Origin of the sequence: Microbacterium luteum, from assembly GCF_015277875.1 — a bacterium.
Taxonomy (GTDB): Bacteria; Actinomycetota; Actinomycetes; order Actinomycetales; family Microbacteriaceae; genus Microbacterium; species Microbacterium luteum.
Genome location: NZ_CP063814.1, coordinates 181,482 through 195,840 on the forward strand (window position 1 = coordinate 181,482; position 14,359 = coordinate 195,840).

At 69.3% G+C, this 14,359-nt stretch carries 12 protein-coding genes; 10 read left to right on the top strand and 2 right to left on the bottom strand.

Features of this window, described 5'->3' with window-relative positions:
* The first annotated feature begins 3 nt into the window (after positions 1 to 3).
* From IM777_RS17480 to IM777_RS00950, 10 genes are all read left to right on the top strand, one after another.
* Positions 4 to 2,406, top strand: coding sequence for an amidase family protein (locus IM777_RS17480; protein WP_336510681.1), 2,403 nt, complete (start codon positions 4 to 6; stop codon positions 2,404 to 2,406).
* A gap of 53 nt (positions 2,407 to 2,459) precedes the next feature.
* Positions 2,460 to 3,677 (top strand): pyridoxal-phosphate-dependent aminotransferase family protein, encoded by a 1,218-nt coding sequence (locus tag IM777_RS00910; RefSeq protein ID WP_194384270.1) that lies wholly within the window; start codon positions 2,460 to 2,462, stop codon positions 3,675 to 3,677.
* The gene (locus tag IM777_RS00915) at positions 3,674 to 4,984 is read left to right on the top strand and encodes a Zn-dependent hydrolase (RefSeq protein WP_228480885.1); all 1,311 of its coding nucleotides are present in this window, start codon (positions 3,674 to 3,676) and stop codon (positions 4,982 to 4,984) included. Before IM777_RS00910 ends, IM777_RS00915 begins: the two co-directional genes overlap by 4 nt.
* Before the next feature lie 132 nt (positions 4,985 to 5,116).
* The gene (locus IM777_RS00920; RefSeq protein WP_194384271.1) at positions 5,117 to 6,493 is read left to right on the top strand and encodes an amidohydrolase family protein; all 1,377 of its coding nucleotides are present in this window, start codon (positions 5,117 to 5,119) and stop codon (positions 6,491 to 6,493) included.
* A 155-nt stretch (positions 6,494 to 6,648) separates the two neighbouring features.
* Positions 6,649 to 7,728: an ABC transporter substrate-binding protein gene (locus tag IM777_RS00925; RefSeq protein ID WP_194384272.1), complete on the top strand. Its 1,080-nt coding sequence runs from the start codon at positions 6,649 to 6,651 to the stop codon at positions 7,726 to 7,728.
* Positions 7,729 to 7,750: 22 nt separating this feature from the next.
* Positions 7,751 to 8,569: an ABC transporter ATP-binding protein gene (locus IM777_RS00930; RefSeq protein ID WP_071044355.1), complete on the top strand. Its 819-nt coding sequence runs from the start codon at positions 7,751 to 7,753 to the stop codon at positions 8,567 to 8,569.
* Positions 8,559 to 9,389, top strand: a complete 831-nt coding sequence (locus IM777_RS00935) for an ABC transporter permease (protein ID WP_071044285.1) — start codon at positions 8,559 to 8,561, stop codon at positions 9,387 to 9,389. Before IM777_RS00930 ends, IM777_RS00935 begins: the two co-directional genes overlap by 11 nt.
* A complete protein-coding gene (locus IM777_RS00940; protein ID WP_194384273.1) occupies positions 9,386 to 10,285 on the top strand; it encodes an ABC transporter permease in 900 nt (299 codons plus the stop codon). Before IM777_RS00935 ends, IM777_RS00940 begins: the two co-directional genes overlap by 4 nt.
* 4 nt (positions 10,286 to 10,289) lie before the next feature.
* Positions 10,290 to 11,327, top strand: a complete 1,038-nt coding sequence (add, locus tag IM777_RS00945) for an adenosine deaminase (RefSeq protein ID WP_228480887.1) — start codon at positions 10,290 to 10,292, stop codon at positions 11,325 to 11,327.
* Positions 11,328 to 11,336: 9 nt separating this feature from the next.
* Complete coding sequence (locus tag IM777_RS00950; protein ID WP_228480888.1) at positions 11,337 to 11,963, top strand: helix-turn-helix domain-containing protein; 627 nt, start codon at positions 11,337 to 11,339, stop codon at positions 11,961 to 11,963.
* A gap of 221 nt (positions 11,964 to 12,184) precedes the next feature.
* On the opposite strand, the gene IM777_RS00955 is transcribed toward IM777_RS00950, so the two are convergent.
* Positions 12,185 to 13,159 carry an IS481 family transposase gene (locus tag IM777_RS00955; RefSeq protein WP_194384274.1) on the bottom strand — a complete coding sequence of 325 codons (975 nt, stop codon included), beginning with the start codon at positions 13,157 to 13,159 and terminating at the stop codon, positions 12,185 to 12,187.
* A 501-nt stretch (positions 13,160 to 13,660) separates the two neighbouring features.
* Entirely contained in the window at positions 13,661 to 14,251 is a 591-nt protein-coding gene (locus IM777_RS00960; RefSeq protein WP_194384275.1) for a nucleoside deaminase, read from the bottom strand.
* Positions 14,252 to 14,359 lie beyond the last annotated feature (108 nt).

Here is a 14,359-nt window from a genome sequence, read left to right on the forward strand (position 1 = left end):
GTCATGCGTTTGGATGAGGGCATGATCGCGTCGTTCGAGATCCTGCAGCCGGGGCGGGGCGAGATCCCCGGCGACCACTACCTGCCCGCGCGACTGGACACCGTGTCATGGGGGCGGCTTCCCTGTGAGACGGATGCGGCCGTGCTGCGCATCGGTGCCGGCGAGACCGTCACGATCGACACCGTGAGCCACGAGGGAATCCTCGAGGATCAGGGCAAGGACCCGCACGCCTTCTTCGCCCGCCACGGTGTCTCGGCCGACGCCGTGCTCGAGGACGCGGCGGCGATCGCCGCCGACGGGATGCGGGACCCCGAGCGCGACGGCCCGCACGTGGTGACCGGCCCCATCCATGTGGAGGGTGCCGCCGTCGGCGACCTGCTCGCGATCACCGTCGAGCGCCTGGACCCGCGCGTTCCCTACGGCGTCATCTCGAACCGTCACGGCAAGGGCGCACTGGTGGGCGAGTTGCCGCGCGGTGAGTCCAACGTGAGTGTGTTCACGCCGGTCCACGAGCGGGCCGGCCGGCTGTTCGGAGCGTTGCCGCTGCGCGACACCCTCGGCGCCACCGCCGACGTCGAGCGCGAGGTGGAGTTCCCGCTGGCGCCGTTCCTCGGCACGATGGGGGTGGCGGTCGCCGGCGACCGGCATCCGCATTCGGTGCCGCCGGGAAGCCATGGCGGCAACATCGACATCAAGCTCCTCACCGTCGGCGCCACGCTCTACCTGCCCGTTCAGGTCGCCGGTGCGCTCGCCTACGTCGGCGACCCGCACTTCGCGCAGGGCGACGGCGAGGTCGCGCTGACCGCGCTGGAGGCGTCGCTGCGGGCGACGCTGAGGTTCGACGTCGTGCCCGCCGCCGAGGCTCGGGAGCGCTTCGGCGAGCTCGCCGGTCCGCTGGTCAAGACCCGCGAGTATCTCGTCCCCACCGGCATGCACGAAGACCTCGGCGAAGCCATGCGGCGATGCGTGCGCGCCTCGCTGTCGCTGCTCCATGCCCGATACGGCATGGATGAGCACCTCGCCTACGCCTATCTCTCGGCGGCGGTCGACTTCGACATCTCCCAGGTGGTCGACATCGTCTGCGGCGTGCACGCGCGCATTCGCGAAGCCGACTTCGACGGCCCGGCTGCGGTGGCCGCGGCCCACGCCACCACGACCGGATTCGACGCCGTCGGCGGCGCGTTCGACGGTTCGGTCTGGCGCACCGTGGGCGACCCGCTCTACCAGGGCGCGTGGGATGGTCCGCTCTCCGGTCTCACGGTCGCCGTCAAGGACGTCTTCGCGATCAAGGGCTACCGCGTCGGAGCCGGAAACCCGACGTTCCTCGACGGCGCCCGGCCCGAGACCCGCACGGCGCCGGCGGTCGGCGACCTGCTGCGCGGCGGCGCTTCGCTCCGGGGCATCGCGCGCACCGACGAGTTCGCGTACTCGATCGCCGGTGACAACGTGCACTACGGAACCCCGCCGAACCCCGCCGCGCCGTGGGCGCTGCCCGGCGGCTCGTCGAGCGGTCCCGCCGCGGCTGTCTCGCTCGGCCACGCCGACATCGGCCTCGCGACCGACACCGCCGGGTCCGTCCGCGTCCCCGCCTCGTATCAAGGGCTGTGGGGGCTGCGAACGACGCACGACTTCGTGCCGCGCCAGGGGATGCTGCCGCTCGCGCAGTCCTTCGATACCGTGGCGTGGCTCACCCGGGACGGCGATACGCTGCGCCGCGTCGCGGACTGGTGCCTCAGCTACGACGGATCGGAGTCGACCGAGAGCGTCTACGGTCCGTCGGCCGAAGACCTGCCGTGGCGCTTCCTCGTGCCGCGGGAGGCGCTGGCCGTGGTCGAACCCGAGACGCGCGCGGTGTTCGAGCGGATGCTCACCCTCCTCGCGGCCGCTGACGAACCGCCCGAGGTCGACAGCGTGTCGATCGGCGACCTCGACGACTACGCCGTGCCCTTCCGCACCGTGCAGGGTGCGGAGGCCTGGCGCAACAACGGCGACTGGCTGCGTGAGCACCCGGGCGCCGTCGGACCCGCCGTCGCCGAGCGCTTCCGCGCCGCGTCGCAGGTGACGTCGGCCGAGGAGCGCGAGGCGCGCGAGAAGGTCACGGCGATCGCCCGAGGCCTGGCGAGCATCGTCGCGGGCGGAGTTCTCCTCCTGCCGACCGCGCCCGGTCCGGCGCCGTCGCGCACCGCGGAGCCGGCCGACGTCGACGCGACCCGCTTGGCGAGCCTGCGCATGACCACCCCCGCCGCCGTGGCGGGGCTCCCCTCGATCTCCGTGCCGCTGCTGACGGTGGCCACACCCGACGGACCCGCACCGGTGGGTGTGTGCCTGGTCGCGCCCGCCGGCACCGACCTCGCCCTCGTGCGGCTGGCGCAGCGCCTGGCCGCCACGGTCACCCGCACGGTGTGACCGGCATCCCGACCACCGCATCCGAACCCCGAACGACATCGATCAGAGACACCATGAGCATCCCCGCCCCCATCGACCCGCCCGCCCGACTTCTCATGGGCCCCGGGCCCATCTCGGCCTACCCGAGCGTGCTGCGCGCGATGTCGGCGCCGCTGGTCGGGCAATACGACCCCTTCATGACCTCGACGATGACCGAGACGCAGGCGCTCTACCGCGACGTCTTCGCCACGACCAACGACGCCACCGTGCTCGTCGACGGCACCTCGCGCGCCGGCATCGAAGCGGCGATCACGTCCCTTGTTCGCCCGGGGGAGAAGGTGCTCGTGCCGGTGTTCGGACGCTTCGGGCACCTGCTGGCAGAGATCGCCGAGCGCGCGATGGCCGAGGTGCACACCATCGAGGTCGAGTGGGGTCAGGTGTTCACCCCATCCGCGATCGAAGAGGCGGTGCTGCGGGTGAAGCCGATGCTGCTCGCGCTCGTGCAGGGGGACACCTCCACCACCATGTGCCAGCCCCTCGATGAGATCGGCGAGATCTGCCGACGGCACGGCGTGCTGTTCTACACCGACGCGACGGCGTCGCTCGGCGGCAACGACTTCGAAGCGGATGCGTGGGGTCTGGATGCCGCGACCGCGGGCCTGCAGAAGTGCCTGGGCGGGCCGTCGGGTTCGGCGCCGCTGACGCTGAGCGACCGGGCCGTCGAGGTCGTGCGCTCCCGCAAGCGGGTCGAGGCCGGCATCCGCGAGGAGGGCGACGCGAGCGCGGACGACTTCGTGCGGTCGAACTACTTCGATCTCGGCATGATCCTCGACTACTGGGGCCCGAGGCGGCTGAACCATCACACCGAGGCGACCTCCATGCTCTACGGCGCCCGAGAGTGCGCGCGGGTGCTGCTGCTCGAGGGGCGGGATGCCGTCATCGCGCGGCACCGCCGCATCGGCGACGCGATGCTCGCCGGGGTTCGGGGGCTCGGCCTGACCGTGTTCGGCGACGTCGCGCACAAGATGACGAATGTCGTCGCCGTGGAGATCCCGGAGGGCGTGGCCGGCGACGCCGCGCGACAGGCGATGCTGGAGGACTTCGGCATCGAGATCGGAACGTCATTCGGCCCGCTGCACGGGCGGGTGTGGCGCATCGGCACCATGGGCTACAACGCTCGCCCCGACGCCGTTTTCACCACGCTCGTCGCGCTCGAGCACGTGCTGCGCCGCTTCGGTGCGCGCGTGCCGGTCGGCGGCGGCGTCGACGCGGCAGCCGAGGTGCTGCGGTGACGGCGGCTCTCCTCGACATCTCCCCCGACGCGATCGCCGCATCCGCTCGACGCGTGATGGCGCGCTGCGACGAGCTGGCCCGCGAGACCTCGATGGAGGGCGGCCTCGAGCGCGTGTATCTGTCGCCCGAGCACGCCCGCGTGAACCGTCTCGTCGCGGAGTGGATGCGCGAGATCGGCATGACCACCCGCCAGGATGCCGCCGGCAACCAGGTCGGCCGGCTCGGATCCGACCCGCGCGGCATGACGACCGGCGACGAACCGGCGCTCCTGCTCGGGTCGCACCTCGACACCGTTCCGGACGCTGGTCGCTTCGACGGCATGCTCGGCGTGCTCATGGCCCTGGAGGTCGTGCGCCTGCTGCGTGTGCGCACCGACGAGCAGTGGCGGTCGGCTCTCGGCTTCGCGCTGGAGATCATCGCCTTCTGGGACGAGGAGGGAACCCGGTTCGGCACGGCCCTGCTCGGATCCTCCGCGGTGGGAGGCGTCTGGCGCGACGAATGGTGGGGCCTCACCGACGCCGACGGCACGACGCTTCGTCAGGCGTTCCTGGAGTTCGGGCTCGACCCGGGCCGCATCGGCGAGGCGGCCCGCCGTCCCGACGAGCTCGTCGGATACCTCGAAGCGCATATCGAACAGGGCCCCGAGCTCGACCGTCGAGGCGAGTCGCTCGCCGTCGTCTCCTCGATCGCCAGTGCGCGCCGCTTTCTGCTCACGGTCGAAGGGGAGGCCCGGCACGCCGGCGGAACCCCCTACGACATGCGCCGCGACGCGCTCCTCGGGGCGAGCGAAGGTGCCCTCGCCGTCGAGCGGCTCTGCCGCGCCGAGCACCACATCATCGGCACGGTCGGCCGCTTCGAGGCCTTCCCCGGCGGCGTGAACGTCGTACCGGGCGAGGTGCAGTTCTCCCTCGACCTGCGCGGAGAGTTCGACGGTGAGCGCGATCGCGTGTGGCACACCCTGTCCGGTGAGCTCGACGAGATCATGGGGCGCCGAGGGCTGCGCTGGCGCGCCCGCGAGATCCACTCCGCGGCCGCCGTGTCGTGCGCACCGCTCCTCCAGGACGTCATCCGCGAGGGCATCGGTGCGACCACGTCGACGGCTCAGGATCCCGCGACCATCTTCAGCCGGGCCGGCCACGACGGCATGGCCATGGGCGGCATCACCGACATCGGCATGCTGTTCCTGCGCAACCCCGACGGCATCAGCCACCATCCGGCCGAGTCCGTCTCGACCGGCGACGTCGCCCACGGCATCCGCGCCCTCGCCGAAGCCGTGCTGCACCTCTCCCACTCCCGCTCCTCCTGATCCCTACCCCCCACACTCACCTCACCTCCCCTCCCACCAACCCATGTCCCAATTTCTGCTGTTCTCGGCCCCTGAGAGCGCAGAAAAGGGGACATGCACCACAGCTCCAGTCGACCCACAGACGGGATCCTCATGACCACCCTGCTCATCACGAACGCCCGACTGATCACCGTGCCCACCGGCACCGACGATCCCGGATACATCGACGGCGGGTGGATGCTCGTCGACGACGATCGCATCGCTGCGGTAGGCGAGGGGGAGCCGCCCGCCGGCACCACAGCCGATGAGACCCTCGATGTCGGGCGCAGCTTCGTCGCGCCGGGGTTCGTGTCCTCGCACAGCCATCTCTTCACGAGCGGACTGCGCGGTCTGGGCGTCGGCGAGACGCTGTACGGCTGGTGCGACTCGATGCTCGGGATGACCTCCGGAGCGACCGCCGATGACATCTACTGGTCCACGCTGCACGGTGCGCTGGACTTCCTCGGCAACGGCGTGACGACCGCCTACAACTTCACTGATCCGCTGCAGTCGTGGGAGCGGATGGTCGACGGCAAGCGTGTCGGCGATGCTCCCATGCGTGAACTGGAATATCACACGCGACAGGCGGATGCCTGCCTCGACGCCGGCATCCGCTTCGTCGACTCGATCGGCATGGACGCCACCGTCGGCACCGACGAGGAGATCCACGACCGCTTCGCGCAGAGCGTCGCCCACACGCGGTCGCTCGACGCGGACTACGCCCTGGGCGCCTCGATCATGGGGCAGGTGCAATGGTCGCCCCGCGAGGACGCCGCCGAGATCGAGGTCGAGGCGATGCGCCGCCTCGGCGTGACGAACCAGGCGCATTTCCTGGAGTCGCCGGAGGCGGTTCCCCTGCAGCAGTCGAAGTTCGCGATGTACCGCGACGCCGGAGCGCTCGGTCCCGACATGATGTTCGGCCACTTCATCCAGACCACCCCCGAGATCATCGCGGAGACGGCAGCGGGCGGTGCGAGCATGTCCTGGCAGCCCGCCTCGAACGGGCGTCTCGCCTCCGGTGTGGCGCTGGTGCCCGAGATGCTCGAGATGGGGATGAAGGTCGGCATGGGCCTCGACGACCAGGCCTGCACCGACGTGTCGGATCCGTGGCAGAACATGCGCATGGGGATGGCGATGCAGCGCGCGCGTACCAAGGACCCCCGGTCGATGATGCCGGAGACGCTGCTGCGCCTGCACACGCTCGGCGGGGCCGAGATCATGGGCGTCGCCGATCGGGTCGGAAGCCTCGAGGTCGGCAAATTCGCCGATTTCGTGGTCGTCGACCCCCGCCGCCCCGACGTCGGACCGCTGTGGCATCCGGTGCGCTCGTACGTGCTGTCGATGAGCTTGCGCAATCTCACCCGTGTGTACGTGGGCGGGCGCCTGGTGTCGCAGCACGGCCTGTCGACGAACCCGCTGTCGGCCGAAGCGAGCGTGCGTGTGCACGCCCAGCTGCCGCAGATCGCGGCGCGTCTCGGTCATCCCCACTGATTTGGGGGACTCTCCGCCGGGTGTAACGAGGTCGAAACACCCCGGCAAGTGTTCGTGAAATCTACATCCCGTAGCGTCCTCAGCACGCGAGACGGAATGCATTGCGAATCGCGCTCCCTTACCCGAGGCACCACCCGCACCAGAGGACATCTCACATGACCTTCCTTTCTTCCCGACGGGGCCGCATCTCCGCGGCACTGGCCGGCATCGCCGTGTCGGCTCTCGCCCTCACCGCCTGCGCCGGTTCGTCCGACTCGGAGCCGGCGGCCGACACGGACGACGCCGCATCCGAGGAGATGATCACCGACATCACGGTGCAGCTCAGCTGGATCAAGAACGAGGAGTTCGCCGGCGAGTTCTTCGCCGACAGCAACGGCTATTACACCGACGCCGGCTTCGACTCGGTCACCCTCGTCCCCGGACCCTCCACGAGCGCCACCGAGCTCATCTCGGGCACCGCCGACTTCGGCATGAGTGACGCGGTCTCGATCGGATCGGTCGTCGCCTCCGAGGGCGCGCCGCTGAAGATCATCGGCACGACCTACCAGAAGAACCCGTTCACCGTTCTCTCTCTCGCCGACGGCGGCAACATCGCGACCGTGGACGACCTGGTCGGCAAGAAGATCGGCGTGCAGGACTCCAACACTGCGCTCTTCAACGCCTTTCTGTCGGCCAACGGCCTGACCTCGGACGACGTCGAGATCGTCCCCGTGCAGTACGACCCGGCGCCGCTCACCAACGGCGAGGTCGACGGATTCATCTCGTACCTGACCAACGAGTCGATCATCGTCGCGGAGGAGGGCTACGACACCGTCAACCTCCCCTTCGCCGACAACGGCCTGCCCTTCGTCGCCGAGACGCTCGTCACCACCGACGACATGATCGCGAACAACCCCGCCACGGTGAAGGCCTTCCTGAAGGCCGAGATCATGGGCTGGACCGACCTCGTCAACGACCCCGAAGAGGGTGCTCGCCTCGCCTACGAGGAGTACGGCGCCGACCTCGGTCTCGACCCCGAGACCTCGACCCTCGGATCGATCGCCCAGGTCGACCTCGTCGTCACCGACGAGACCGAGGCGAACGGCCTGTTCACGATCAGCGACGAGCTTCAGGCCGCAACGATCGAGAGCCTCGCGGGTGCCGGCATCGAGCTGACCGCCGAGGACCTCTTCGACCTCTCCCTCCTCACCGAGGTGTACGAGGAGAACCCCGAGCTCGTCGACTACATGGGCTGATTGAGAGAGTTCCACTGTGACGATTCCCGTCGCCCAGACCGGTGCCCAGGGGACGACCCTGGGCACCGGCCTGCAGATCACCGACCTGAACAAAGTCTTCACGAGCGGCCGCAAGTCGGTCGCTGCGCTGCAGGACGCCAATCTCCACACCGACCAGGGCACGTTCCTGTCGCTGCTCGGACCGTCGGGATGCGGCAAGTCCACCATTCTGCGCATCCTCGCCGGGCTGGAGCAGCCCACGAGCGGAACGACCCGCGTGGACGGGAAGAGCCCGAAGGAGCTCCGCAAGGAGAACAAGCTCGGCATCGCGTTCCAGGACTCCGCGCTGCTTCCCTGGCGCAGCGTGGTGTCGAACATCCGCCTGCCGTTCGAGATCGCCGGGCAGCAGGTCGACAAGGCCTACGTCGACGAGATGATCGCCCTCGTCGGACTGAAGGGCTTCGAGAAGGCCAAGCCGGCGCAGCTGTCCGGCGGGATGCGCCAGCGCGTGTCGATCGCGCGGTCCCTCATCATGCGGCCCGAGGTGCTGCTGTTCGACGAGCCCTTCGGTGCGCTCGACGACATGACCCGCCAGAAGCTCAACCTCGAACTGCTGCGCATCTGGACCGAGAAGCCCGCGACCACACTTCTGGTCACCCACGGCATCTCGGAGGCCATCTTCCTCTCCGATCAGGTCGCGGTCATGAGCCCGCGTCCCGGGAGGGTCAAGGAGGTCATGACCATCGACCTGCCTCGTCCGCGCCTGCCCGAGATGATGCGCAGTCCCGAGTTCCACTCCTACGTCGACCAGGCTTCCGAGCTGCTGTTCGGCGAGGGAGGCGCAGCGGCCGATGACCACTGAGGCCCCCACCAAGTCCCGCACGATCGAGTGGGAGGACGTGCGCCTGCCGCCGTGGCTCATCGGAACGATCGGCGGTGTCGGCCTCATCGCGTTCTGGTGGATCGTCTCGGCCGTCTGGGTCAGCTCGACGGGCGCGCGTCCGATCCCGAGCCCCCCCGAAGTGATCGGCGCCTACATCGCCGCCGGGTGGGACTACTTCGCCCGCAACTTCGCGGTGACCCTCACCGAGGCCGGCATCGGCTACCTGTGGGGCAACGGCCTCGCCCTGCTCATGTCGGGTCTCGTGCTCATCGTTCCGCGCCTGGAGGGCGTGGCGATGCAGGTCGCGATCCTCACGTACTGCGTCCCGATCGTCGCGATCGGCATGCTCGCCGTCGTCCTCATCCCGCCGCCGGCCGTCGGCGAGCCCGCGGGAACCGCCATCCTGCTGGCCGCTCTGTCGTGCTTCTTCACGACCGTCGTCGGCGCCCTGCTCGGATTGAAGTCCGCCGACAAGACCAGCCTCGACCTCATCACCGTCTACGGCGGATCGAAGTTCACGCAGCTGTTCAAGGTGCGTCTGGTCGCCGCCGTGCCGGCGATCCTCAACGCCCTGAAGATCGCCGTGCCCGCCGCGTTCCTCGGCGCCGTCCTCGGCGAGTTCTTCGGAAAGATCGAGGTCGGTGTGGGCCTGGCCATGGTGCTCGCACAGCAGGCCTCGGATGCGCCGCTCGTCTGGGCGCTCGCGCTCGCATCCGGAGCCGTGTCACTCGCCGGGTTCGGCATCGTCGGCATCATCGCGCGCGTCGCGGCGCCGTGGTCGAAGGGAAGTGCGTCATGACATCCGTCACGAGTCCGCCCGTCGCATCGCCGCCCGACCCCGCGGGGCCGCCGGCGACATCCGAGCGGCTGCAGAACACGATGCGCAAACAGGCCGCCACGGGGGCGCTGCGTGCGTTCCTCTGGGGCATGGCGACCTTCCTCGGCACGATCGTCGCCGTGATCGTCATCTGGGTCGGTGTGCTGTGGGTCTTCCAGATCTCCCCGCTGATCGCCAAGGGCCCGATCGACGTGTGGAACTACCTCTTCGAGGTGCCCGCGGCCGAAGCCAATCGCGAGATGATCTTCGCCAACCTCATGGTCACCCTCGGCGATGCGGCGATCGGCTTCATCGCCGGGCTCGTCGTGGCGACGCTCGGTGCCACGGTGTTCCAGCTCAACAAGGGGATCGAGCACGCCCTCATGCCCGTCGCGATGCTGCTGCGCTCGGTGCCGCTCGTCGCGATGGCGCCGGTGATCATCCTGATCTTCGGTCGCGACTTCTGGACCCTCGCGGTCATCGGCGGCATCGTGGTGCTCTTCCCCGCACTGGTGAACATCTCCTTCGGCCTCCGTTCGGCGTCACCCCAGATGAACGATCTCGTCGATGTCTACGGCGGCGGCGCGTGGACGAAACTGCAGAAGGTCGCGATGCCGACCTCGCTTCCGGCCTTCTTCGCGGCCGTGCGCATCTCGGTGCCCGGCGCGATCACCGGGGCGCTGCTGGCGGAGTGGCTCGCGGTCGGCGGCGGCATCGGCGGTTCGATCGCCGGCTATGTGCCGCAGGCCCAGTTCAGTGCGCTCTGGACCTCCGTCGTCGCGGTCACCGCCGTGTCCCTCATCCTCTACAACGTCGTCCAGATCGTCGAGGACGTCGTGCTGGCCCGTATGGGCATGCATCCCCAGAAGGGCGTTTGACTCCTTGAGCACCATCGATCTCGCCGCCTTCGCCCACGGGCTCCCGAAGGCGGAACTGCACCTGCACCTCGAAGGAACACTCGAGCCCGAGCTGAAGTTCGCCCTCGCGGCGAAGAACGGCATCGAGCTCGACCAGAAGACCGTCGAGGATGTGAAGGCCAGCTACGACTTCACCGACCTGACGAGCTTCCTCGCGGTGTACTACCCGGCGATGCAGGTGCTGCAGACCGCTGACGACTTCCACGATCTCGCCTGGGCGTACCTGCAGCGCGCGAAGGCGCAGGGTGTCGTGCATGTCGAGATGTTCTTCGACCCGCAGGCCCACACGAGTCGTGGCGTGCCCTTCGCCGAGGTCATCACCGGCTATCGCCGGGCGGCCGTGCGTGCGCAGGACGAGCTGGGGATCTCGGCCGAGCTCATCCTCTGCTTCCTGCGCGACTTCTCCGCCGAGTACGCCATGGCCACCCTCATGGAGGCGCTGCCCTACAAGGCGTGGATCGTGGGAGTCGGGCTCGACTCCGACGAACGGGGCAATCCGCCCGAGAAGTTCGCGACGGTGTTCGCCCGGGCCCGGGCGGAGGGCTTCTTCCTGACGATGCACTGCGATATCGACCAGGTCGGGTCGATCGACAACATCCGCACGGTGCTCGAAGACATCCAGGTCGATCGCATCGACCACGGCACGAACATCGTCGAAGATCCGGCGCTCGTCGACGCGGCGATCGCGAAGGGCATCGGCTTCACCACGTGCCCGGTGTCGAACTCGTTCGTGACCGATCAGATGAAGAGCGACGAGATCGTCTCGCTGCTGCGCAAGGGCGCCCGCGTCATGGTCAACTCCGATGACCCCGCCTACTTCGGCGGCTATGTCGGCGACAACTACGTGGCCCTCGCTGAGCAGGCGGGACTGACCGCGGCCGATCTGGTGCAGCTGGCGGTCAACTCGTTCGAGGCGTCGTGGCTCACGGCACGCCGTCGAGAGGCGTTCGTGCAGGATGTGCGGGAGTACGCGCTCGCCGCCGGCGTCGAGCTGCCCGCCTGAGGTCGGGCCGTGACGAGCACGCTTCCGACCGGCGCCCTGCCGGCCGGAGTCGCCGCGGCCGACGGCGAGGCGTCGGGCCTGCGCCTCGGGGCGCACATCCGGCGCCTGAGGAAAGGGCACGGGCTGACGCTCGTGCAGGTCGCCGAGGCGACGGGACTGTCGCATCCCTTCCTCAGCCAACTCGAGCGTGGGCTCGCACAGCCGAGCCTCGGGTCGCTGCGACGCATCGCCGTCGCGCTGCAGACGAGTCCCATCGAGCTCGTCGCCGCCGCCGATGAGCCCGTGGCCGACCTGCCGCCGGTCGAGATCCAGCGTCGAGACGACCCGCGCGGCACGACGGTTCCCGACGGCTTCGCCAGCGGCACCGCGCGTCTGCTGGCGGCGGCGTCGCGTCCACTGCATCCGGTGGAGATCAGCGCCGCGGCGACCTCACCTGGAGAGGCGTTCCAGCATCCGGAAGACGAGTTCGTCTACGTCGTCGAAGGCACGGTCTTCCTCGATCTCGACGGCGAGACGCGCACGCTGTCGGTCGGCGACTCCGCCTACTACGCCGGCGGTGTGGCCCACCGGTGGTGGTCGGCCGACGGCGCCCCCTACCGCCTGGTCGTGGTGAAGCAGGGCTCCCGCCGCGCCTGACCCGGTCCGCCGCGATCGCCGGAGCCACCGGCCTCCGTGCGAATGCGGCGCCGTCCACCGTGCACGTGCGGCGCCGGTCACCGTGCGCGGATGTTGCGCCGGCCACCGTGCACGGATGTCGCGCCGGCCACCGTGCACGGATGTCGCGCCGGCCACCGTGCACGGATGTTGCGCCGGCCACCGTGCACGAATTCAGGCTGGTTCCGTTCGGGAGCGCGGTTCTAGGTGTACTGACCTCGACCGTTGTTGATTCGGTCGATGGGGGACTTGCCTCCGATGCCGAGGTGTCGCCTCTCCAGGTTGTAGTGGTCGATCCAGGCCGTCAAGGCGGCGGCTCGGTCCTCGTTGGAGGTCCAGGGTTGGGCGTATGCCCATTCGGCGGCGAGGGTGCGGTTCAGTCGTTCGACTTTCCCGTTTGTCCAAGGGCAGTGCGGGCGGATGAACTTCTGTGTGATCCCGTGTGCGTTGATGACCGCGCGGAACGCGGTCGAGTGCCGGTAGGCGAATGCGTTGTCGCTGATCACTCGTTCGACTCTGACCCCGAGGTTGGCGTAGAAGCCGATGGCGCGGTCGAGCACGCCGGCGGCGGTGGCGCCTTTCTCGTCGCTGTGGATCTCGGCGTAAGCGACTCTGGAGTGGTCGTCGATGACGGTGTGGACGTAGTCGTAGCCCAGGCCCCGCTTGTGCTTCGGACGTTCGCTGCGACCGTGCAAACGCCAGCCGCCGCCGTCCGGGATGCGGCCGAGCTTCTTCACGTCAACGTGGATGAGGGCGCCGGGATGGTCGTGCTCGTAACGCTGCGCAGACCGCCGCGTCGCTCGGATCACCGTCCCGGTGACCGGGTCCAGCTCTCGCAGCAGCGGGGCCCGGTGGCGGCGCAGCACCCGCCCCACCGTCGAGGCCTGTAATCCGAGCTCGTCGGCGATGAACACCGGGCCGCGGCGGGTGAGGTGACGCATGATTCGCACGCGCGCCTCGACGCACGCCGCCGTCCGGTGAGGGTGGGAATGGGCGACGCTGGACCGGTCAACGAGACCGGCAGGACCGTGCTCTCTGAACCTGCGCCACCACCGCCACGCGGTCGTGCGGGAGATTCCCATCTCAGCGGCGACGTGCGCGACCGCACGCCCGGACTGGATGCGCTGAACGAGGATCAACCTGCCGGCCGGAGCAAGCCGGGCATTACCGTGGGACATGAGAGGCCTCCGTGGGAAAGAGCCGGGGAACTAGACAGCTCCAACTCGACCCCGGAGGCCTCTCCTACGTCAATAACGATCCGGGTCAGTACATCTAGGCGGTAAAGAGATCTTGACCCGGGCCCCAGCCTGAGTTGGTGCACGGAGCGGGGTCGGGTGCTGCCGCTTCGAGCAGCGTCGTCGGGTCCCCGGCAGCGGCCGGGTCTTCGTTCGCCACCGTGCCGCAATTCAGGCTGGTTGCCTTCCCTGTCGCGTGTTTGGCCGGTTATCGGCCCAAGGAGGCCCTACCAGCCTGCGTTAGGGCACCAGGGTGACTCGAGCCAGCATAGAGAGGGCCCGGGAGCCCCATCACGACCCTGCAGCTGGGCTCGCGTTACCGCCCCGGGCTCACCGCCCCGGCTCACACCACGGCTCGTCCGCCCCGGTCACACCCCGGGTCTCTTGCCCCGGCTCGCCGACACGGGTTACGCCCGCGTCGCCGGTCCGCCGGAGGACTTCCGGTCAGGCGTCGCCGCGGGCGTTGTAGACCAGGCTCTCGCTCGCGCCGTAGGCGCGGTACACCTCGAGGGCCTCGTCGCGGGCCACTCCGATCGTCACCTCGATGCCGCGGGCTCGGAACTGGTCCGCCCAGTCGGCGACGACCGGCCCCTCGTCGAAGCCGGTCAGCTCCTCCAGTTCGGGACCCTCGCCGGCGACGACGAGCGAACGGACCCCGCTCCACATCGTCGCGCCGTAGCACTGCACGCAGGGGCGCCAGTTGACGATGAGCGCCAGACGCGCGCCGTCTTCGCCGAGGTTCCAGCGGCCGAGGGCCCGCTGCGCGAGGGCGAGCGCCATGACCTCGGCGTGTCCGGATGTGACCCCGGTGCTCAGCACGACGTTCACGCCGGCGGAGACCAGCTCGCCGGTCGACTCGTCCACGACGATTGCGGCGAACGGGCCTCCGTTGCCGGCTCGCCAGTTGCGGTCGGCGAGCTGGTTGACCAGCGCCATCCGCTCCTCGTTCGTGGAGAGGATGCGCGGGAGGCCGTCGAGTTCCGACGTCAGCCACTCCGGCAGCGTCATCGTGTAGGTCGTGGCGAGCTGGGGCATGGCGGTGCTTCTTTCGTGCGGGGGATCACCTCGACGCTAGAGTGCGCACGTTTCGCGGCGTCGGTGCGCGTGTTTCCGCCGCGTATCGCCGATCTCTCCCTGGCGCCG